Consider the following 21,404-nt stretch of genomic DNA (forward strand, 5'->3'; position numbering starts at 1 on the left):
GTGATGATGAAACGGATTATTCTACTGGTTGCGGAGTAGGGCTTCTATAGCGGTGTTTTGTGGTTATTGATCCATGGTCCAATAAAGTGGTAGTTTATGTGCTCCCGGCGATAGGCTACATCTCGTTGCTTATCCTCATCTGCGTCACATTGTGATTTATAGATGGCTGTTAGCTGACTCTGACTCATTGTTCGCTCTCATCCTCTCTGTTGGTTTTAAGGTCATGCGCTTTGCGCTAGGTACGCCGGGGCTTGAGATGAGGAGGATAATTATGAAGAAATTCGATTATCGCCTGGCTCGGGAGCGTGTAAAACTCGCTAGTGACATAGTAAAGCTGGGCACCCGCCTTGCTTACTTTGGAATAGCCGTGTTTGCGTTTCTGAGCGTGGCTTTTAACTACTTCAACCGACACCAAAATCATGCCTTCCTACCCCAAATGGGTCAGTAAATTTGAACTTAAGCCTGGAGTCTGGGTTTTTGTACCTTCCAAGGAATCTGTTAATGTCGGCAGATCAATTAAGGATGTCTTAGAAGGTTGCTGGTTTGCCCCCGGTTACTACTACCATCTTAAGAAGGGCGGCCATGTTAAGGCTCTTAAGTCTCATACGTCCGGTAAATTTTTCATTCATCTTGATCTGAAGCGCTTTTTCTACGCTATCAACCGAAGCAGAATCACACGCTCTCTCAAAGAGTATCTTGGCTATGAGAAGGCTAGAGAGATTGCCATCGCCTCCACTGTGCCTGCACCCGACTCTCAAGAGCTGGCTTATATTTTGCCGTTTGGGTTTGTCCAGTCGCCTATACTGGCGTCAGTCTGTTTGCGCCACAGTAAACTCGGTACTGTGCTTCATCGATTAAGCAAGGCGAAGGGGACTGAGGTCAGTGTTTATGTTGACGATATTGTTATTTCCACTCAGTCATTGGAAACGGCAGAAGCAGCATTAACTCAGGTAAAAGAAGCAGCAGAAAGGTCTCGTTTTCCCTTGAATACGGATAAGGAAGAGGGACCGGCAGAAAAGGTCACTGCTTTTAATATCGAGCTTTCCCACTCATCTTTGGTGTTGAGTGATCAGCGTTTTGATAAGTTTCTTGAGATCTATCAGTACTCTGAAAACTACCATCAAATAGCGGGCATATTGGGTTATATCGAGTCGGTCAACCATCAGCAAAGCCTCAATATAAAATAAGTACAGCGAAAGCTGCCTGGCAGGTAGTTTGTCGGCCACAAAAAACATGAGGTATGTTTTGTCTAAGACGATGCCCATAGCCCCGGTTTTTTTCCTGCCAGTCCCCCTGTTTGTTCAGTTTTGGGGTGGCCCTAAAGGCACTGCCATTTTACGTCTTATTGAGCGGGAAACTGGTGTAAGCATTGGTATCAGTGATAAGACACTTCGTAAGAACTTGCTTGAATATCCAGTTAAAGCACCTACCAAATCTATGCAGGGCAAGCTAGCTCGATGGATTGAAAAGCTTACAGAAAACCCAAGACTTAAGCTGATTGTTGAGTTTGGTTTTAGGCAACTTTGGGGGATGAGAACCGGTGAAGCTGATTGGCGTGGGATGCTATATGGCCTATCGAATAGTTCGGGAGGAGCACTTTTTTCACAGACGATCTCATACCTTAAACAGATCTTGGATGAGGAATCCGCCTACTACAAAAAAGCGCGTAACTATAAAGACCAGCCTGCAGAACTTCTTGAGTGTTTGTATCAAGAGCCATTTTATTATCGCTATGGTTTGCCTATACCTGATCAACTACTGGCGGAGGCTACAAGAGAGTCGCCATCAGATCCTATTCAACATCTCATGAAGCAAAAGATGATAGCTCATAGTCTTATGCACGGTTGCATCAGCTTGCAGATGGATATTCTTGCTTGTGCTGAGGTTGAGTGGCTTTCGGAGAACTTGTCCGCAGAACCCGAGGAAAGTCGTTATAGGTCAATTCTTGGTCAGATATTGCCAGCTCCCATGGATGATGGTGAAAGTGTAACCACCCCGGTAGAAATGTACTTTATACAGGTGCGTAAAGATTTTGGTTATGAGTCGTGGCATGACATGGCTGAGTACGTCCCCATGGATGCTGGCGCTGAAGCGGATATTGAGAGTAAACGAAGAAAACTTGTGGACTGGACCCAGGCTAAACGTTTGCCCAAGGTAGAGGTTGTGGATGAGTTTCTGGAATCACTGATCCACAGGCGTGGGGATTATGACCCGATCTATTATCAACTGCTTTATCCTGCTGCCGCATTTATAGAAAGGTTGCTTCAATTATTTTTACCGGGTATCCAGAAACTGGAATTATCAGTAGAAGATGTTGCTGCAATGTTTGGTACTTTTCATGAGCATTTTGAGAGGCATAAAAAAGCGGCCATCCTGAAATCAGAATGACCACCTTTGTGGAGGGTTACTTATCCTGTTGGTTGGGGTTCATCTGCTTACCCCGGTTACCATGAACCTGAGAATGGGGCCTGTTTTGCCCGGAGGTGCCTTTATTGGCATTACCCTGGTCAGATTTGTGGTTTTGCTGTGTACGAGAATCAGTCATTGCTTTAACTCCACATAATGAAAAAAGGTATTACTCGTCGTCATCACCCAGGTAACTGTCGTTATTAGGGTTATGAGCATCCGCCCAGTCATCCATATCAGCGTCGTTATTTGGATTGTTGATATCCGACCAAAGATCCAGCTCTTCTTTGCTCATATCATCGGTATCTGGACCGCCCATGGCGAACCTCCTCATTTCATGAAAATTAATGGCAATCGTTTTCTGATTGCCGGAAATAAGGTTATTTGAAGAGAGTAGGGCTAGATAGTGATACGCCACGGGAAAATTCATCACTACCGCTGAAGTGCTTCTTGATGATTCCACTTCCGTCCGGTCAGTGCATGGCTCAGTTTTCGATTAAATAGCTTGAGAGCAGCACGCTTTCTGTGAATATGATCATGACGATCGTAATGTTTTTGAACGACACCGGTCTGGTCATGAGATTGGAGCAGATCATTGTCTTCAGGTCGAACGCCTGCATCAGTGATGAGATTGGTGATCGTGCGCCGGATATCACGGGCAGTGAACTTTTCCGGTTCTGGCAAGCCAAGCTCCGCTGACTTATTTAAGCGGTGTTTATGCCAATATTTAAAAATATTTTTCAGGGAGTCCAGCCTCATAACTTCCCCCTTGCCGGTATAAAAAGGGCCGGGTAAATCTTCATTGTGAGCTTGGACGATTCTCATGATCCTGATCATTCGTGCAGTCATGGGAATGGTGTGAGGTCTGGGTTTGCCTTTCCCTTTTTTCTCCATCAGAGTCATGGTTCGGCGCTGAAAATCATAATCCTTCCACTGGCTCCGCAGCAGCATCTTGGGCCTCTGCCCTCCTGAAGCCACCATCATTCGTACCAGACAAGTACTGATAATGCCCACCTTATAAGTGTGATGAATATTCAGGTAAAAATCCCTCAATTCATCTTCAGATAAAACTTTGTCGTGGGTCTCATTGGCGTTGGTATCTTTTTTTACAATGCTGACGGGGTTGGAGGAAAGGTTAAACCGCTTACCACCCTTTCTGGCAGGGTCATAATCCGCATTCCCACCATACTGAAAGGTCGCATGAAGGTAGGTTCGGACTTTATCTGCCTGCGAACGAGCATCACGATCCAGTACTGTGCGAATAATCTCTACAATATCATCAGGCGTAATATCCCGTGCCTTCTTTCTCGCCAAGTGCGGATACTGAGTCAGAACATTTTTATCAAGAGCCCGTCTAACTTCCTGAACGCTATCTTTTCCATTGCGCTCCATGTCCTGTAAATACGCTTCGATCAAGTCAGCCAATGATCCACGGGTCGCTTCAATCTCTTTTTGCCTCTGAGCTTCAACCTGAGCAAGCCTGGCCTTATCTGCTTCTACTTCCAGGTGCTGCTTGAGATCCTGCTTGCCAATTTCCCGCTTGGTCTTTGCCAGGTCATTCGCTTTTTCACGGCACTCAACCAGCTTGTAACCAGCACCAGCCTTCGACTCTTTGTAAGGGCCAATCTGGATAAGGGTTGGTCTATTGCCAGAGTAATAGCGGTAGTAGCATTGAACGGTTCCCCGTTCCCGCCAAAATACGATTGCGCCGTTACCACGCCCCAGCGATTCCGTTTTGGTTTTACCTTCAACGGTACTGCGGACTTCTGCGTCCGTAAGTATTTTCATTATTCTGTGACCTACTTATTTTTTTACTATAGGGTAACACTATAGGTTATAAGTCGGATCGGATGAAACAGAATGGGCGTTCTGATATCTTATGATTCTATGAAAATAAAGGCTTTCAGTGTAGTGAAGTGAAAGGTAAGACACTATGATTTATTTTGGGACTACGGTTTTTGAGCTCTTGTAATCAGTGGGTCCCGAGTTCGACTCTTGGTGCCGGCACCACATTTGGTAAAAAACAGCCACTTAGCAATGATTGATACATCAAAGCAATGGCTGTTTTTTTATGTCGTACGGTTTTAGTGGCTCTGTAAGTGGCTCTGTAAGTGGCTCTGTAAGTGGCTCTATCTGGTGCCTCTTCAGAACCTATAGTGAAAACTATAGTTCCAACCTCCACCTCATAAACCGCCAGCCCTGGCAATTCTACTTTGACCACCCGATCTTCTATTAGTGCCTTATTCCCTGGTACGATGGTTTCTCCCTGAACCCTGATATTTGTACCATCTCTCAAGGTTGCTCTGCTGGTTCCGTCGCCGTTGTTGCTGGTTATGGTGACGACGGTTCGCCCCCCTTCGGGAATGAGTGATTTAAACTGCTGCCAGATATTGATGGTAGCCATGACTCTTTATCCTTGTGATTCGGCTGCTAATACTTGCTATAAAAAGCAATGGCGGGCATTACATCAAAGCCAGGTCGACCAGCAACTTTTCTGCACTCTGTTTTTGTCTCATAAATGCAATGACGTAACCCTTACCGGATTGATCATCGAATCGGTATAACACTTTATAGTGTTTCATTAGATTTAACTGGCGGTAGTCGTGAATTCCGACCGGAGCCAGCTCCGGGCAAACAGGCCCTATGGCAACATCCTGAATCAGCGCTGTCGATGTCTCAATCAGCTCAGTCAACAACTGGCTCAAGTCATCTCCACTATAAAATGCGCTCATATACCCTTTGAGCAAGCTCAGGGTCAGAAAACCGGTTTCAGTGATTTCGACGGTGACAGGCTTACTCATTCCGCAACCTCTTGAGAGCCTCTTCCGGCGACATGGTGTTCCCGTTTCGAATATCTCTCTCAGCACGATTGGCAAGTTTGAGCAGGGCAATGGCCTCATCCCGCATTAAGGCTTCCTTTTCGGAATATATTCGATATACCGGTAAACCATGCTGGGTAATGCGTAATGGGCCGTCCTCCACATCCAGTTTGGCAGCATTCTGTTTCAGGTAGCTTAATGTTTGTGTTTCCATGGATTCTCTCTTTTGTCGGTCTATTAACGGTCTGATTATAGACCGCTGCGCCCAAAAGTTCAGGTTATTCCGGGCGAACCGTTAACGTTAAAAATGCCTCTCCAATTCAAAGTCGTGCAATCACCTCCATGGGTGTCTGGTGTTGATAGCTGAACGAACCACCTTGCGACCGGTGATTTTGGTCGTAGTAATCCTGGGTGATAATGGACAGCTGTTGTTCGGTATAGCCTTTCCAGAGGCAGAGCTTATGCCAGAGCTGTTCCGGTGATGGGAAGTCTTCCAGCCGGATTTCGGTTTCCAGGGTTGGCGGATTGGTTTTGTCAAGGTAGGGAAATACAAAAAAAGAAGAATTTTTATGAATATTCAGGACGCTTCTCAATCCGTTGTGTTAATCACTGACAATTTATGTCCAGGTAAAAACAACAAGCCCGAAATACACCAAAAAATCAAGGAAGTATCCCCTCAGATTCAGATGACTGCTGGACCAGGGCAATTATCCCCCGCAGCGTCCCCTGGTGCAAAACACCAGGCAACCGAAAAAACCAGAGCGGTGCGGCAGTATCCCACTGCACAGCCTGGCAGATCATTCGATTTTCATTTTGTAGCCTCTGATCAAGAGGTACGCAGTCTGCTGCACGCCCGGACCCGTGACAGCGGCGGGAATGTGCTGCTTATCACCCATCCCGATGATTTGTGTGAAGACAACCTGGTGCAGCGTCTGCACATTACGGCTGACAGCCAGCCCGTCCTTGAGTCTGGCCGACTCTTTGCCAGCGATACCCCGCTGACGCTGGTACTGGACATCCGTTCTTTCACCAGCGAGGAGCTGCCAGCGTTCAATGAACTGCTGACCCCTGAGAACCCTTGTCTATACGACCGGACAAAAGAGAAGCGCCCCCTGGGTAACCATGTCTCGCTGCTGGTACTGGCCAGCCCCGAGCAGCTAACCACAATGGGCAGCAACGATCAGGCTCCGGGGGCTGACTTCTGGCGCCGCGTCAGCACGATTTGTCCTTTGAACAGTCCATCCGCCAGCTGCTGGTGCGCAAGGAGTACCAATGCAATGGTGAGACTCGCAAATTAGCCCGGGGTATCCAGTTTTACTGGATGCCCGTTGCTGAGCAGGAGCTGGTCTGCCAGCTTCAGCAACTCTTCAAGGTTTTCTCAATCACTACCCGGTTCTTTTCCTGGTTGTACTCCTTCACCAGCCACTCGTAATGTCCTGGATGGATTTGATCACGGAACTGATGGAGATGGTTTTTTCTTAAAGGCTGTATGAACTTTTATATGAAATAGAGGTCATAGGATAAAATTCAATAATTCAATAATTCAATTATTATGCCTTTCTACTTTGCTGATTTTAATTTTAATATAGCTGCGGATCACTTTTCTTATCTTCGAGATAGTGCTTATTCGGAATCTGCCGCATCCTGTCAGGCATTCTTCCGTGAAGTTGTGGACGTAGCAAATTTGCAATGCGCTATGCGTGCTGATGAAACTGTTAAACACTGCCTCCAGCAGCCAAGAGTACTTTTTAATGATCCATCAGGTGATCCCCGGCTTGAAAAAAGGTCGATACTGATGGTTAGTAGCCATCTTCAAGAAGATCATCCGCTTAGAATACAACCACGGAATAATGATCATGTTCCCAAATATATTCCTGGTAATGAACGTTTTTCGATCCAGTCTATTTTAGGATTAGAGCAATCAACCTCACAAAACGCATTAGTTGCTAATCCTCCACTGGATAGTGAACAGCTGCATCGAGATACATCGCCTGCAGGAAATGAGTTGGATGATAAAGCTACGGCTTCCGACTCTGATGAATCTCTGACCAGCACGGATCACTGTGAGTCCAAGGAATTGCAAGCTGCCCGGAAGGCGTACGCAAAGTCTGAGCGAATAAAGGCTTATCAGAGGGCTTACCAGAAGGCTTACCGTCAGTCCGAAAAAGGGAAGGCTCGCAGGCGAGCATGGGCGCAGTCTGAGAAAGGGAAGGCTTGCGCGCGGTCCTGGAAACGCAGAGCCTACCAGCGGGCTTATCGTCAGTCCAGCAAAGGGATGGCTGGCCAGAAGGCTCACGCACAGTCGGGAAAACGGAAGGTTTACATCAAAGCCTACCAACAGACTGAGAAGTGGAAGGCTTACGTCAAAGCCTACGAACAGACCGAGAAGCGGAAGGCTTACCGAAAGGCTTACAGTCAGTGCGAGAGAGTGAAAGCTTATCAAAAGGTTTACCAGAAGTATTACCGTGAGTCTCCGCAAGGACGTGCTTGCCTGAAGGCTTACCGTAAAGCTTACCATGAGGTTTTAGGGGTTACCGGTGATATTGAACAGGCAAGAGCCGCTGGTAGGCAAGCTACTGCCCTTATAAGAGAAGCCAATAAAGCAAACAATAATGAGCCTCTTAGAGAGCAAACAGGTTCTTGATCGTCAACCAGGAAAAACATTGCACGACAAATGAACTATTGTTTATCTGTAAGTTGCCGACTTTTAAGCAGTTTATATCGCTATTTTAAAACCATAGTGACTTTATATTTATGATAAATATTGAATGGATTTTGTTAGCGAGGAACTTTTATAAGAAGGAGTTGTCATAGTCTATAATTCTGTAATTAAATAATTCAATGTCTGACCCGTATTCTAACTTTTATCCCTTGTACTCGGAATTTCAGAAAGCGTATGAATCTGTTGTGTTAAACAGGGGGTCGGCTTTTACAGCAAGGGTTCAGAAACATGGATCGGTATTCGGGCTGCAAGTTGGTCGAACTGCACCAAGTAATTATGTGAATTCCTTCATGCCATATCGTGAAAGCTTTCATAACCCATTAAGTGACTCCCGTTTTAAAAAAATGCCAGTCAGGGTTATTTATTCTCACGAATTTAAACAAAGTGAACCCTTAGGGCTATCACATAAACCCGGTGCATACCAGGAGGCTGATCAAAATATCAGAATTGTTACCAGTCAACCAGAAACAAGAATTGATCAGGTTTGGAGTATAGCTGGTGAATGTTCTAACCCTTTGGCAACAGGAAATGAGTTTGATCTTACCGCTGCTGCTGCAAAATCTGACGAATCTTTAACCATCATTATTGATAATGCTCATGAACAGGATAAGAAACGGAAGGCTGCCCAAAAGGCCTACCAGAAGCTTTACCGTAACTCCGCAAATGGCAAGGCTATACGGCGGGCTTACCAGAATGCCTACAATAAGGCTTACTATAGAGCTTTCAGGGATACCCGTGATTTAGAACAGGCAAGATTTGCGGGCAGGCAAGCTGCAGTCCCTGTAAGAGAGTCATATAAAGCAAAAAAAAATAAACTTGAATCAATCTCGATGCCTGGCTTACATAAGTAGTTAACCAAATGAAATCAATAATTCAATGAATGATCCATATTCCAAGTTACACTCCTTGTATTCTGGATTTCAGCAAGTACAAGAGTCTGTTATATTGAACGATGGGTTACCTGTTGAAAACTGCCCACAGAAAAGTGGTTTAGTGTTCGGCCTGCAAGTTGATCAATTTAGACCATGTAACTATGTAAACCCCTTGATTATATTCGGTGGAAACTTCCATAACCCGTTCAATGATTCCCGTTTTAAAAAAGTACCTGTCAGAGTTATTTATCCTCAAGTATTTGAACAAAGTGAACCGTTAGGCCTATCACATAAACCCGGAGCATACCAGGAGGCTGATCAAAATATCAGAATTGTTACCAGTCAACCAGAAATAAGAATTGATCGGGTTTGGAGTATGGCTGGTGAATGTTCTAACCCATTGGCAGCAGGAAATGAGTTGGATGTTGCAGCTTCTGCGGCAGGCTCTGGTGAACCTCTCTCTCATGGTAAGGGTTACCGGCGGGCTTATGATAGGACTTACCGCATGTCCGAGAAGGGGAAGGCTAACAAACGGGCCTGGGCCAGGTCCGAGAAAGCGAAGGCTTACCAGAGGGCTTACGCAAAATCTGAGAAAGGGAAAGCTGTCCGGAAGGCTTACGCAAAATCTGAGAAAGGGAAAGCTGTCCGGAAGGCTTATCGCTCGTCCAAAAAAGGGATCGCCACCCAGAAGGCTTACCAGAGGGTTTACATACAGTCCGAGCAAGCTAAGTCTTGCAATTTTGCTTACCAAAAGGCGTACTATGAAGTTTTCAAGAAAACCGGAGATAGAGAACAAGCAAGAATTGCAGGCAGGCAAGCTAGCGAATTGATAAGGGAGTCGAATAAAACAAAAAATAATGCGCTTAGATAAACCTTTAAGTGCCAGGTTAAATATTAAATTTGGTCTGTCAGATGGGAACTTTTACAGGAAAGTACAGTCCTAATCATTAATTCAATAATCTAATAATTCAATAAATCAGTGGCTACTCCATATCTTAACTCACACTCCTTGTATTCAGTATTTCAGAAAGCGTATGAATCTGTTGTGACGGGCAGTGGATTGGCTTTTCACGACCAGTCGCAGCAAAGTGGGTTAGTATTCGGGCTGCGAGTTAATCAAACTGCACCAAATAATTATGTAAACCCCTTAATTCCATATAGTGTAAACTTCCATAACCCGTTCAATGATTCCCGTTTTAAAACAATGCCGGTCAGGGTGATTTATTCTCAAGAATGTGAACAATACCAGCCGTCAGACTTCTCACCTGAACCCAAGGCACAACCGGAGGATGACAAAAATAACAGAGTTCTTACCAGTCAATCAGATTCAAGAACTCATCAGGTTTTGGGTATGGCCGGTGAAGCGTATTCTCACTCATACTTTATAAATACTGATCCTCCTCCACTTATCTCAACGTTGAGAGAAACGGCTGAAAATGAGTTTGATGCTGAAGCTTCTGCTTCAGGATCTGGTGAATCTCTGGCCGTAGTTCCTGATAAGGCTTGTACACAGTCCGGGAAAGAGAAGGTTCACCATGAATCCGAAAAAGGAGAGGCTTCCTGGAAGGGCTGTGGACAGAGTGGAAAACGGAGGCCTCCGAGAAAACGAACCTGGGATCGGTCTGAAGCAGGGAAGGCTTATTATAGGGCTTACCAGAAGGCTTACCAGAAGTCCAAAAGAGGGAAGGCTTTCCTTGAGGCTTATGAACAGAGCGATAAACGAAAAGCTTCCCGGAATGCATACGAACATACCGAGAAACGGAAGACTGCCAAACGAGCCTGGGCTCAGTCCGAGGTAGGTAAGGCATACTATAGAGCTTACCGTCAGTCTGAGAGAGGGAAGGCTGCCCGGAAGGCTTACCGTCTGTCCGAGAAAGGGAGGGCTGTCCGGAAGGCTTACGATGAGTCCGAGAAAGGGAAGGCGAACCAGAAGAATTACCGTGAGTCCGTGCATGGGAGGGCTGTCAGACAGGCCTGGGCAAACTCCAAGAAAGGGAAGGAGTCCAGACTGATATGGAGAAATTCAGAGAGGGGTAAGGCTTACCGGACACTTTACACCAGTGCTTACAATAAAGTTTTCAATCATACCGGTGATAAAGCGCAAGCAAGAATCGCAGGCAGGCAAGCTACCGCTTTTATAATGAATTCAAATAAAGCAAAAAATAAATGAGCTATACCTGGCTGACATAAATATGGAGTAGTATCTTTCAGGTAGGAACTTTTATAAGAAAGTATAGTCCTAGTCATCAATTCAATAAATCAATAATTCAATGTATACTCCATATTTTAATTCACACTTTTTGTATTCGGGATCCCGAAGAGCGTATGAGCCTGTTATGTCGGGCAGTGGATTCACTGTTCAAGACTGGTCGCAGCAAAGTGGTTTGGTATTCGGGCTGCGAGTTGATCAAACTGTACCAAATAATTATATAAATCCCTTGATTCCATATAGTGAAAACTTCCATAACCCGTTCAATGATTTCCGTTTTAAAAAAATACCCGTCAGGATTATTTATTCGCAGGAACCTGAAAAAATCAAGCTGCCAGACATATCACATAGACCCGGGGATTATCAGAAGGCCGAACAAAGTAACAGAATTCTATCCAATCAATCAGAAATAAGAATTGAGCAGGTTTGGAGTATGGTCGATGAAGTTAGCTCTCACTCATACGGTTTAAGTAATGATCATCTTCCACTTATCTCAACGTTGCACGAAACAGCAGAAGATGAGTTGGATGTTGAAGCCTCTGTTTCAGGAGCTGGCGAATCTTTGACCAGCGATCATGATAAGACTTACGTACAACCTGAGAAACGGAGGGCTTCCAAACGAACCCGAACGGAGTCCGAAAGAGGGAACGCTTCCCGGAAAACTTACGCCCAGCCTGAGAAAGGGAGGGCTCCCAAACGAGCCAGGGTGGAGTCGCTAAGAAAGAAAGCTGTCAGAAAGGCTTACCGTGAATCCGAGAGAGGGAAAGCTGTCCGGAAGGCTTGGTTACAGTCTGAGAGAGGGAAGGCTTGCCAGAAGGCTTACGCACAGTCTGACAAAGGGAGGGCTTGCCAGAAGGCTTACGCACAGTCTGAGAGAGGGAAAGCTGTCCAGAAGGCCTGGTTACAGTCTGAGAGAGGGAAGGCTTGCCGCAAGGCTTATGCGCAGTCTGAGAAAGGGAAGGCTGCCAAACGAGCCTGGGAACAGTCTGCGAAAGGGAAGGCTTACCGTGTGTCTGCGCAACGGAAGGCTACTTACCGAGCCTGGGCACAGTCCGAACAAGGGCAGGTTGTCTTGAAGTCTTACCAACATGCTTATCATAAGGCTTACTATAAAGTTTTCAGGAGCACCGGTGACAGGCAACTGGCAAGAATCGCTGGTCAGCAGGCTGGCGCTCTTGCAAGAGTATCTGGCGAGGCAAAAAAAAGTGAGCTTGAATCAGGTTCTGCTACTTCCGACTTGCCTGCTTTTAAAACTGACTGATAAGCCAGTAGCAGTATGATATTGGTTAACTGCTTATGGTTAACAGTCATCGTAAATCTTCAGGTCTGGTTGAAATAATTGTTGAATGGGGTGGGGCCGGGAGGAACTTTTATAATGAAGGCACAGTCTTAAGCTGTAATTCAATATCTCACTAATTCTAATGTACAGATTTAACATAGACACAAATTCCTTTTCCTCCTGTTCGCAGGGTTGTCCAGGATCAGCTTTACCACCTGATACCTTTGGCTCACAGCGAACCATGGCTGGTTATTCGGTGCAGGCACTTGATCCATTGCCCCGATATTCAAACCGGGAGGTAAGCAATCAGGGCATACCATCAATTTCACGTGCACTTAAAGATTTTATAATTTCCCAACGACCGCCCACTGAACGTCAATTCAAGCATTCTGGGCTTACATCAGAAGAGCTTGATGTAAAAGTATCTTGTGATTCTTCCAGTCAACCTGTTAATAATCCTTTTTCACCCACAGATTTAACTGTTAAAAACTCTCAACAGATAGCGCGGGAAGTACCCTCAGAAAATTCATTAGCTGATTTTTCCCAGCCATCATCACGACCAGTTGCTATCGTTGGCCCGTTAAATACACACACACAAGGGCAGGCTTCAACGGAAACTATTGGGTTTAGAGCACCTGAATCGTCCCGTTATGTTATACCTCTACCCCGCACGCCTGCAGTCACTCACGATCGGTCAGATAGAAAAAGGAATACCAGAAGGTTTATCGTATGTCCGAGAGAGGGAAGGCTGTCAAACGCGCCTGGGAGGAGTCCCGGAGAGGGAGAGCTACCCGGAAGGCTTACCAGATGAAGTGCAAGAATTCTATTCATCAGGCTTGTCGAAGGGCTTACAGTAAGGCTTACTATTTTACTCTCAAGAATACCGGTGACAGAGAACAGGCAAAAATTGCTGGTCGAAAAGCGACTGACTTGATAAGGGAATCAATAACTCAGCATGGTAATGACCGATCCATATTTTAACCTCCAGTCCTTGAGTTCGAGATTTCAGAAGGCATACGAGTCTGTCATGTCGAACAATTGACTATCTTCAAAAGTCAGCCTTCAAGTTGCTCTTCTAATTGTTGAATGTATGCCGTGGCTTGTATCAAAGTCTCTATCTTTGTTAATTTTTGATTGGCTGCTCCGGGAATTTCATTTCGAAGTGCCTGGTAGGCTTGATTAATAGTTGCCCTGCGTCTTTTTTCATTATCGGCGCGGATCTTTTTCCGTTCAACATAACTACGTTGGGGGGGGATTTGTACTTTCCTCTGTGGTTGGTATGGAGTATTGGAGTTGAGGGTTAATTTGCTGGACATTAAACTGATTGAAAGTGCATCCTGCGGCAGGATTGATTTGACACATGCCATAAGGATTGTCCGATGGCGTACGATACTGCATCGGCGTTATATTCAAGTTCATCTGATGTCATACCTCCAGCAATTTGAACAAGAAACCTTGAGTTCAACATGTGCAAAGTCAAAATAGTCAGCAGTCAGCGGCATTGGATTCCTGAATATCGCTTACCTTCTTTTTCGGACAGCTTATCAATGGCTTTCAGGTGGCATTGAGGGTTATCGGCGCAATAAAAGAGAGTGAAAAAACGCATCTTGTTCTGATCAAGTGGAACCATAAGGCAAGCCAGTTGCTCCGGTAATTGGGCAAGGCCACATATTTCGCAGGAACCAAACTGCAAGAACTGGAAAGTGTTTGACATAACCTGGCCTGAGACAGAAGGTTGAAAGATTCTGATTGAGTTACCGATGATCAAATGTTCAATGAGTTGAGTCTATCCGATGTAGCTCAGGATGCATCATCTTCAACAGTGATGTGAGAAATTCCACCCTCTTGATCTCGTAGTCACTCACCTGCGGAACCGTCGATAGCCAGCAGGAAACTCTGCATTCAAAATCACTGCGGCAAATATGCCTGCTCAATTTCCTCTGCAGAATTGCAGCAAGTGTATGAAGGCGCTGTTGTTGCGCTTGCAGCTGACCGTCAGGCTCTTCTTCAGCGAATATGGAGATAAACTGCCTGGCTTTATCCAGGGTAAGCAGCGCGCGAACCAGCAAGCCATAAATACGTTCTTTGCCGTTTTTTGGAAAGCCAAAAAGAATGGTGCGAGGTAGCTCAAGCGCTGTGCCTTGATTCAGTTCAACTGTCAGCGGGTTAAGGTTCCCTATGAGGTGTTCCAGTGTATCGTTCAGTAACCGGGTTTCTTCAGCAAACGACAAACACCATAACGGCCTCTCAACGCCAGGAACACGAATGGCCAATGGTGCTGAATGTCCATTGATGACTCTGTCGTCAACACTGACCATAAGCCCCAGCCCCGAGATGTCTGAACTGCTGTCTTTAGGATGAATAGTGTAAGTCTTTGGTAGTTGAATCGCCCGGCATCCGGGTATTGGGAGGATGGAGATATTGTCGTTGGCGCCTAAATCCCGGTCAATGTCAAGTTCTTCCTGAAGCGCTTGCATCTTTTTCAAGAGTTTCCTGGCCGAATCTTCAGTCGAGCAGATAATGTCAATACCTTTGAATGATGCACAACGGTTCTGTAAAAAACGCGCGTATGAACCGGTAACCAGAATGGGGGGCGTGTTATAAGACTCATTGATTTCCTGGATCATCTCCAGTGCTCTGCGAGTTAGCACATTTAACGGCGAAGCCTGATTGTCTGATGAGGGAAGCGCTCTTCTAACGGCAGCAGAAGTCTGATGCTGAAAGGTAGAGGCTGCGTATCCTTCAGGATCATGACCCGGGTCGACCTGACGATCAGTATAACCATTCAGATAACGTTTGGTGTTGAACAGCGTTATCTCCTCGCTGCCAGCCGGACTCTCCATGAAGTCCTTATACACTTCATCAGCTGTAACCGGCTGGCCATTCAACGGCAGCCCCCTCAGGCAACATTCCGCTTTGAAGCGTGCGATGGCTAATTTGTACTCATTGTTTTGATCTGGCTGTCGGTTGAACTCCTGAACGACCTGGTCCGGGGTTACTTGTCGATTGTTATGGGGAATGTTTCGCAGGCAGAGTTTTTGTAGGAAGACGCCACTTCTGAGGGACGTTGTATCATTTCCATAGGCGTTAAGTACCACAGCCGGGGTAATTTGACGTCCTTGTAGTGGTTTGTTTTGCCAAAAGGCAACCTCTATACTGATGCGTTCATAGACCGTGGTGGCTGTTCGCCCGCAAGACTCAAGGGTTGAGATTCCCATACCGTTAAAGGTGCTTGCGGATCGGCCAGATATCTCGTCAGAACCGGCCTGTTGGACAACATAGCCAGCGGACTCTGGGGGGGAGAAGGTTGAGGTAGTTGGTTTCATAATATAACCCTGCACACCTGAACGAAAAACATCCCCTTTGACTGAAAAATGATCATTAAGTTCCATTTGGCCAACTACTTAACAATACCGATTTGAGTTATTAAGCGTACATCATCGCCAGCAGTGCCTGGATGAACTCTTTCTTATTGGTCGGGCAATCATTAACAGGCTGAGTTGTCGATAGCCAGTTGTTAATTCTGTGCTCAAAATCATTACGGCAAACATGGCTGGTCAATTTCATGTGCAGATTCTCAGTCAGTGCATAAAGCCGTCGTTGTTCTTTTTGCAGCTGACGACTGTGGCAGTCCGGTTTTCCGGGACTGCCTGCACAGTGCAGGGTGATAAACTGCCTGGCTTTATTCAGAGTGAGCAGGCAGCGTAACAGCAAGCCATAAATACGCTCATCGCTGTTTTGAGGGGCATTAAAAAGAATGGTTCGTGGTATTTTAAATACCTCCCCTTTTTGTAGCCTTACGGTGAGCGGATCAAGGCTCTTGGCGAGGTATTCCAGCGTATCGTTCAGTAATCGGGTTTCTTCAGTAAACGACAAACACTGTACAGGTCTCTGAACACCGTGGACGTGAACAGCCAATTGTGCGGCATTTTCATGAACGACTCTGGCATCAACACTGACCTGAAGTGCCATGGCTTTTATCCCGAAATCATCGTCCTTAAGATAAATATTGAAGCCATTTGGTAGTCTGATCTCCTGACACCCCGGGACTTCCCGGATGACAATACTTTTGGGAATGTCTGAATCCCTGTCTGTGGTCAGTGCCCGCAGCTTTTCACAGAGTATTCTGGCCGACTTTTCTGTCGCGCAGATAATGTCAATGTCATTAAATACTGAGCACATATTTTGCAAACAACGTGCGAAAGAACCGGTAATCAGAACGGGGGAATCGGTACAGGAAATATTGATTTCCTGAATAATATCCAGTGCTTTAAGTGTGAGTGCGGTTAACTGTGGAACCTGCTTGTCGAAAAAAACCGGTCCATTTGGCCATAGCTGCCGGGTGTGCGCTACACCGGTGTTTGTTGCCTGAGCGGCTACGTATCCTTGTGCACTGATACTCCCCGGAGTGAACATATTTTCCTTTTGACGCAGTAGATTATCCATTACATCGGCTTCGGATTTGCATTGCTCAAACCAGCAGCCTAAAGCATGTTGCAGTTTGCTGGCTTCGATAAAACTCTGAAGGCACTCCAGAACCTGATCTTTTTGGATTTGATGTCCATTAACCCCGTGGCTGGTGAGATAGCAGTAGGCCAGGAAGAAGAAATGCAGCCGTGCTTTCTGAAATGAGTGTCTCAGGGTGTTGATGGATTGCAATACCTGCTCTGCAGACACGCCCTGTTGATCAATGGACAGTTCATGCTGCATAGCCATGAATTTCAATACGCATTGCAGTCGATGTTGCTCATCCCCTTTGACTGATGCGTTGTTCAGGATTTGCCAGGCCTCTTGCAGCAAATCCTGAGCGTCGTTGTTTTCATCCCACCACTGAGAGTGTTTCAGCCTTTCAATCAGGTATCGGGTTTGCCTTGCCGATTGATCCCCGGGGACTTGATTAAATGCTGCCAATACGTCCTTGTTACCCAGATAACGGCCATTCAGTTTTTTCGCATTCAATGCCAGCTGAGCATAAAAAATAGCGATTTCCAGCAATCTGCCAATGCGTTCAAAATCTTTGACTACCGAGTCCGCCGTCACCAGCTGGCCATTCAACAGCAAACCCCTCAGACAACATTCCGCTTTGAAGCGCGCCACTCCCAACTGGCCTTCAGGACTATCCGGGAAGCTCTTAACCACCGCATCCGGTGTGACTGGCTGGCCTTTGAACACCAGGCCCCTCAGGCAACATTTTTCCATAAAGTGCGCTATCCCCAGTTTTCCTTTCGGGCTGTCCGGAAAATCCTTCACCACTCTGTCCGTTGTCACCTGCTGGCCATTCAACAGAAGGCCTTTCAGGCAACACAGTTCCTTGAAGTGCGCTATCGCCAGTTTGCCTTCCGGACTGCTCGGGAAATGCCTGACCACCGCATCTGATGTGAGCTGCGGGCCACGCAGAGTGAGGCCTTTCAGGTAACATTTCTCCTTAAATCGTGCGATCCCCAGTTTACCTTCCATACTCTCCGGGAACGCCTTTACCACCGTATCCGGTTTGATTGGCTGACCATTCAGTAGCAAGCCCCTCAGGCAGCACTTTTCCTTAAAGTGCGCCAGTTGCAGCGTTGCTCTGACTGCCTTATAGCCCTTAATCACTGTATCCGGTGTCACTGGCTGGCCATTCAACACCAGGCCCCTGAGACAGCATTTTTCCTTAAAGCATGCTATTCCCAGTCTGCCTGCGGTACTATCCGGGAAACCCTTCACCACCGCATCCGGTGTGACCGGCTGCCCATTCAACAGCAGGCCCATCAGGCAACACAGCTCCTGAAAGCGTGCCGCCCCCAGTTTGCCTTCCGGACTATCCGGGAAACTCCTGACCACCGCATCCGGTGTGGCCTGCTGGTCCTTCAGTGACAGGCTCCTGAGGTAGCATTCTTCCTTAAAGTGACCCAGCTCCAGTGTTGCCCTGGCGGCCTGAAGATCCTCAATCACCGCATCCGGTGTGACCGGCTGGCCATTCAACGCCATGCCTTTCAGACAACATTCCGCTTTGAAGCGCGCTTTCCCCAGTTTGCCCTCCGGACTATCGGGATATGCCTCAACCACCGTATCCGCTGTGACCTGCTGACCCTTCAATGCCAGGCCCCTCAGGCAACACAGTTCCTTGAAGTGTGCCAGCTCCAGTGTTGCTCTGGCGGCCTGAAAATCCTTCACCACAGCATCCGGCGTGACCGGCTGGCCATTCAATGCCAGGTTCCTGAGACAACACAGTTCCTTAAAGCGTGCCAGCTCCAGAGTGGCTTTGGCTGCCTGAAAATCCCTGGCCACCTCATCGGGTGTGACCTGCCGACCAGCTATTGCCAGGCCCATCATGAAACATTGTTCCTTGAAACGTGCCAGCGCCAGTGGTGCCCTGGCGGCCTGAAAATCCCTGACCACCGCATCCTGTTTCACTGGCTGGCCATTCAACATCAAGCCTGTCAGGCAACATTGCTCCTTAAAGTGTGCTATTCCCAGTTTGCCATCGAGAGTAGCCGGGAAGGCCTTAACCACCGCCTCTGGCGTGACCGGCCGCCCATTTAACAACAAGCCTGTCAGGCAGCATTGTTCCTTAAAGCGTGCCAGCTCCAGTGGTGCCTTGGCGGCCTGATAATCCTTAACCACGGTGTCTGGTATGACTGGCTGGCCATGCAATGGCAGACCCTTCAGGCAACATCGTTCTTTAAAGAGCGCCAGATCCGTTGTTGCCCCGACTGCCTGATAGTCATTCACCACTTCATCCGATGTTACCCACTGGCCATTTAACCGCAGGCCCTTCAGGCAGCATTGTTCCTTAAACCGGGTCAGCTCCAGTGATGCATTGGCAACCTTATAACCCTTAACCACCGCATCCGGTGTGACCGGCTGGCCATTCAGCATTATGCCTTTCAGGAAACATCGCTCTCTGAAACGGGACAGCTCCAGTGAGGCGCTGGCCATCTGATAATGCTTAACCACCACCTCCGGTGTGACGTGCTGGCCATGTATCGGCAGGCCTTTCTGCCAACAGATTTCGGTAAAGCAGGCCAACTCAAGTGTTGCGTTAGATGCCTGATACTCCTTGAGCACCGCCTCCGGTGTGATCAGACGACCATTCAATGTTATGCCTTTCAGGCAGCAATGCTCCTTAAAGCGCGCCAGCCCCAGGAGTGCTCCGGCGGCCTGAAAATCCTTAACCACTGTTTCCGGTGCAACCAGCTGACCATTCAATGTCATGCCTTTCAGGCAGCATTGTTCCTTAAAGTGCGCCAGGTCAAGGAGGACGCCGACTGCCTGAAAATCCTTAACCACCGCCTCCGGCGTGACCGGCTGGCCGCGTAGCGGCAAGCAATTCAGGCAACATTCCGCTTTGAAGCGTGCTATTGACAGTTTGCTTTCCGGGGTACCCCTGAACCCCTTAATCACATCATCCGGTGTGACCGGCTGGCCATTCAACATTATGCCCTTCATGCAACACAGTTCCTTAAAGTATGCCAACTCCTGTGTTGCGTTGATTGCCTGATAATCCCTGGCCACCGCCTCCGGTGTGACGTGATGGCCATTCAACAACAGGCCCTTCAGGCAACATATTTCCTTAAAGCGCACCAGTTCCAGTGCTGCGTTGGTCACCTGAAAATCGTGAACCACCGCCTCCGGTGTGACCCGCTGGCCATTGACTGCCAGGTCTCTCAGGCAACATTGTTCTTTAAAACGCGCCAACGCCAGGGGGGCTTTGAGTGCCTGAAAATTCTTGACCACCGCATCCGTTGAGAGCCGATGGCCATTTAGCGACAGGCCCTTCAGGCAGCACTCCGCCTTGAAGCGTGCTATTGGTAATTTTTGCTTATTATATTGGCCTGGTTGCCGGTTGAATTCCTGAATGACCTGCTCCGGGGTAACTTTTCTATTGCCCTGTAAAATGTTCTGTAAGCAGAGCTTTTGCAGAAAGAAGCCACGTCTCAGAGAAGTCATGTCATTCCAATAGGCTCTGAGCACATCAGCCGGGGTGATTTTTCGTCCTTGTAATGGTTTATTATTCCAGAAGTCATCTTCAAGTTGCTTGCCATGATCCGTAGCGGAGGCTTTATCTCTATGGGACTTTGATACTCTCTGACCGTTAAATGTACTTGTGGAGCGGTTTGGAATTCCACTTGATCTGGCTTGATGGGTAACCCGGCCAGCAGGCCTTCGATGGGGGTGGCTTGATGGGGATGCTTTCAGAATAAAACCCTGCACACGTGGACTATAAATACCGCCGTTTGACCTCAAAACGATTATTAGGTTCCGCTTGTGACGTTCAATGATATCAACCTTTCATCGCTGGAATGAGGCGAGAAAAGGTCGATGTTGCCAGTAGGTTTAACGCTGGTTTGGAGTAATGCCCAGCCCTTTCAGGACTATCCGGGTTAATGTCTCTGTTGCCTGGTCATAGTCAGACTGCTCAAGCGTATCTTTTCCAATGGCCCGGGCTATCTGGTAAGAGAAGTCTGCATAGTGCTGTGTGGATGACCAGAGCAGAAAGATAAGGTGCACAGGATCGACCGCATCCATTTTTCCCTGGTCAGACCATGCTTTGAACACCTGTGCCCGTCCCCGAAACCACAGCTGATAGTCCTCACCAAAATACTCTGTCAGGTGCGGACCGCCATTGATGATTTCCTGGGCAAAGAGTCTGGATGCCAGGGGATTCTTCCGGGAGAACATGATTTTGGTATGGATATAGGCGGCCAGCGCCTCTTCCGGGTCATCCTCAGGAGTGAGGCTGTTAAAGCTCTGATCCCATAGCTTGAGGATATGCGACAGAACGGCAGCATAGAGCGAGAGCTTATTGCTGAAGTAGTAGTGAACGTTGGCCTTGGGCAGGTTTGCTCGTTCCGCAATGCGCTGCATGGTAGTGCCTTTGAAGCCATGGGTCACAAACTCCTGTTCGGCAGCGACCAGAATGCTTTTTTTATTATTTTCCCGGATTTTCCCGGGACGGTATTTTTTCGCAACTGCGTCCATATGCTCATTCAATCCTGTTCGTGGTGATAACCTCAGGTGATTGAGAGAAGTATTATTCCTGATACCGGCATGGCCGGGAGGGCGGTGCCAAGCCGGTATGATACTTCAAAAGCAGCAGGTTTCGATATTACAAATG

20 protein-coding genes are annotated in these 21,404 nt (G+C 47.3%); 8 read left to right on the forward strand and 12 right to left on the reverse strand.

Features of this window, described 5'->3' with window-relative positions; genetic code table 11:
- Positions 1-44: 44 nt before the first annotated feature.
- On the reverse strand, positions 45-188 hold the full coding sequence (locus O3276_RS16860) for a hypothetical protein (protein ID WP_269672369.1): 144 nt from the start codon (positions 186-188) through the stop codon (positions 45-47).
- Between the two features lie 231 nt (positions 189-419).
- Here O3276_RS16860 and O3276_RS16865 point away from each other — a divergent pair, with 231 nt between their 5' ends.
- Positions 420-1,187: a reverse transcriptase domain-containing protein gene (locus O3276_RS16865; RefSeq protein ID WP_269672370.1), complete on the forward strand. Its 768-nt coding sequence runs from the start codon at positions 420-422 to the stop codon at positions 1,185-1,187.
- A gap of 58 nt (positions 1,188-1,245) precedes the next feature.
- Entirely contained in the window at positions 1,246-2,388 is a 1,143-nt protein-coding gene (locus O3276_RS16870) for a hypothetical protein (RefSeq protein ID WP_269672371.1), read from the forward strand.
- A gap of 16 nt (positions 2,389-2,404) precedes the next feature.
- Here the strand turns inward: O3276_RS16870 and O3276_RS16875 are convergent, their stop codons facing one another.
- The 7 genes from O3276_RS16875 to O3276_RS16905 form a co-directional block, all read right to left on the reverse strand.
- Positions 2,405-2,545, reverse strand: coding sequence for an alpha-amylase (locus O3276_RS16875; protein ID WP_269672372.1), 141 nt, complete (start codon positions 2,543-2,545; stop codon positions 2,405-2,407).
- Positions 2,546-2,575: 30 nt separating this feature from the next.
- Entirely contained in the window at positions 2,576-2,725 is a 150-nt protein-coding gene (locus O3276_RS16880; RefSeq protein WP_269672373.1) for a hypothetical protein, read from the reverse strand.
- Between the two features lie 113 nt (positions 2,726-2,838).
- Entirely contained in the window at positions 2,839-4,194 is a 1,356-nt protein-coding gene (locus O3276_RS16885) for a tyrosine-type recombinase/integrase (protein ID WP_269672374.1), read from the reverse strand.
- A gap of 184 nt (positions 4,195-4,378) precedes the next feature.
- The gene (locus tag O3276_RS16890) at positions 4,379-4,810 is read right to left on the reverse strand and encodes a hypothetical protein (RefSeq protein ID WP_269672375.1); all 432 of its coding nucleotides are present in this window, start codon (positions 4,808-4,810) and stop codon (positions 4,379-4,381) included.
- Positions 4,811-4,868: 58 nt separating this feature from the next.
- The gene (locus tag O3276_RS16895) at positions 4,869-5,207 is read right to left on the reverse strand and encodes a hypothetical protein (protein WP_269672376.1); all 339 of its coding nucleotides are present in this window, start codon (positions 5,205-5,207) and stop codon (positions 4,869-4,871) included.
- Positions 5,200-5,439, reverse strand: a complete 240-nt coding sequence (locus O3276_RS16900) for a type II toxin-antitoxin system Phd/YefM family antitoxin (protein WP_269672377.1) — start codon at positions 5,437-5,439, stop codon at positions 5,200-5,202. Before O3276_RS16900 ends, O3276_RS16895 begins: the two co-directional genes overlap by 8 nt.
- A 106-nt stretch (positions 5,440-5,545) precedes the next feature.
- The gene (locus tag O3276_RS16905; protein WP_269672378.1) at positions 5,546-5,818 is read right to left on the reverse strand and encodes a hypothetical protein; all 273 of its coding nucleotides are present in this window, start codon (positions 5,816-5,818) and stop codon (positions 5,546-5,548) included.
- A 285-nt stretch (positions 5,819-6,103) separates the two neighbouring features.
- On the opposite strand from O3276_RS16905, the gene O3276_RS16910 reads away from it, so the two are divergent.
- From O3276_RS16910 to O3276_RS16935, 6 genes are all read left to right on the forward strand, one after another.
- Entirely contained in the window at positions 6,104-6,523 is a 420-nt protein-coding gene (locus tag O3276_RS16910) for a hypothetical protein (protein WP_269672379.1), read from the forward strand.
- Positions 6,524-7,230: 707 nt separating this feature from the next.
- A complete protein-coding gene (locus O3276_RS16915) occupies positions 7,231-7,869 on the forward strand; it encodes a hypothetical protein (RefSeq protein WP_269672380.1) in 639 nt (212 codons plus the stop codon).
- Positions 7,870-8,237: 368 nt separating this feature from the next.
- Positions 8,238-8,798 carry a hypothetical protein gene (locus O3276_RS16920; protein ID WP_269672381.1) on the forward strand — a complete coding sequence of 187 codons (561 nt, stop codon included), beginning with the start codon at positions 8,238-8,240 and terminating at the stop codon, positions 8,796-8,798.
- A 25-nt stretch (positions 8,799-8,823) separates the two neighbouring features.
- On the forward strand, positions 8,824-9,690 hold the full coding sequence (locus O3276_RS16925) for a hypothetical protein (protein WP_269672382.1): 867 nt from the start codon (positions 8,824-8,826) through the stop codon (positions 9,688-9,690).
- A 174-nt stretch (positions 9,691-9,864) separates the two neighbouring features.
- Complete coding sequence (locus O3276_RS16930) at positions 9,865-10,989, forward strand: hypothetical protein (RefSeq protein ID WP_269672383.1); 1,125 nt, start codon at positions 9,865-9,867, stop codon at positions 10,987-10,989.
- 472 nt (positions 10,990-11,461) lie between these two features.
- Entirely contained in the window at positions 11,462-12,289 is an 828-nt protein-coding gene (locus O3276_RS16935) for a hypothetical protein (RefSeq protein WP_269672384.1), read from the forward strand.
- Positions 12,290-13,362: 1,073 nt separating this feature from the next.
- Here O3276_RS16935 and O3276_RS16940 read toward each other — a convergent pair.
- The 4 genes from O3276_RS16940 to O3276_RS16955 all read right to left on the reverse strand — a co-directional run bounded on the left by O3276_RS16940 (position 13,363) and on the right by O3276_RS16955 (position 21,268).
- The gene (locus tag O3276_RS16940; protein WP_269672385.1) at positions 13,363-13,674 is read right to left on the reverse strand and encodes a basic helix-loop-helix domain-containing protein; all 312 of its coding nucleotides are present in this window, start codon (positions 13,672-13,674) and stop codon (positions 13,363-13,365) included.
- A 405-nt stretch (positions 13,675-14,079) separates the two neighbouring features.
- A complete protein-coding gene (locus tag O3276_RS16945) occupies positions 14,080-15,633 on the reverse strand; it encodes a hypothetical protein (protein WP_269672386.1) in 1,554 nt (517 codons plus the stop codon).
- 100 nt (positions 15,634-15,733) lie between these two features.
- Entirely contained in the window at positions 15,734-20,500 is a 4,767-nt protein-coding gene (locus O3276_RS16950; RefSeq protein ID WP_269672387.1) for a hypothetical protein, read from the reverse strand.
- Between the two features lie 123 nt (positions 20,501-20,623).
- Complete coding sequence (locus O3276_RS16955) at positions 20,624-21,268, reverse strand: TetR/AcrR family transcriptional regulator (protein ID WP_269672388.1); 645 nt, start codon at positions 21,266-21,268, stop codon at positions 20,624-20,626.
- Positions 21,269-21,404 lie beyond the last annotated feature (136 nt).

It is taken from the genome of Endozoicomonas sp. GU-1, assembly GCF_027366395.1.
Lineage (GTDB): Bacteria > Pseudomonadota > Gammaproteobacteria > Pseudomonadales > Endozoicomonadaceae > Endozoicomonas.

Coding starts and splice junctions, on each gene's coding strand:
- O3276_RS16945 (WP_269672386.1), bottom strand. CDS start 15,633: ATGAAACCAACTACCTCAACCTTCTCCCCCCCAGAGTCCGCTGGCTAT.
- O3276_RS16895 (WP_269672376.1), bottom strand. CDS start 5,207: ATGAGTAAGCCTGTCACCGTCGAAATCACTGAAACCGGTTTTCTGACC.
- O3276_RS16955 (WP_269672388.1), bottom strand. CDS start 21,268: ATGGACGCAGTTGCGAAAAAATACCGTCCCGGGAAAATCCGGGAAAAT.
- O3276_RS16880 (WP_269672373.1), bottom strand. CDS start 2,725: ATGGGCGGTCCAGATACCGATGATATGAGCAAAGAAGAGCTGGATCTT.
- O3276_RS16860 (WP_269672369.1), bottom strand. CDS start 188: ATGAGTCAGAGTCAGCTAACAGCCATCTATAAATCACAATGTGACGCA.
- O3276_RS16900 (WP_269672377.1), bottom strand. CDS start 5,439: ATGGAAACACAAACATTAAGCTACCTGAAACAGAATGCTGCCAAACTG.
- O3276_RS16935 (WP_269672384.1), top strand. CDS start 11,462: ATGGTCGATGAAGTTAGCTCTCACTCATACGGTTTAAGTAATGATCAT.
- O3276_RS16925 (WP_269672382.1), top strand. CDS start 8,824: ATGAATGATCCATATTCCAAGTTACACTCCTTGTATTCTGGATTTCAG.
- O3276_RS16940 (WP_269672385.1), bottom strand. CDS start 13,674: ATGGCATGTGTCAAATCAATCCTGCCGCAGGATGCACTTTCAATCAGT.
- O3276_RS16890 (WP_269672375.1), bottom strand. CDS start 4,810: ATGGCTACCATCAATATCTGGCAGCAGTTTAAATCACTCATTCCCGAA.
- O3276_RS16865 (WP_269672370.1), top strand. CDS start 420: ATGCCTTCCTACCCCAAATGGGTCAGTAAATTTGAACTTAAGCCTGGA.
- O3276_RS16875 (WP_269672372.1), bottom strand. CDS start 2,545: ATGACTGATTCTCGTACACAGCAAAACCACAAATCTGACCAGGGTAAT.
- O3276_RS16920 (WP_269672381.1), top strand. CDS start 8,238: ATGCCATATCGTGAAAGCTTTCATAACCCATTAAGTGACTCCCGTTTT.
- O3276_RS16885 (WP_269672374.1), bottom strand. CDS start 4,194: ATGAAAATACTTACGGACGCAGAAGTCCGCAGTACCGTTGAAGGTAAA.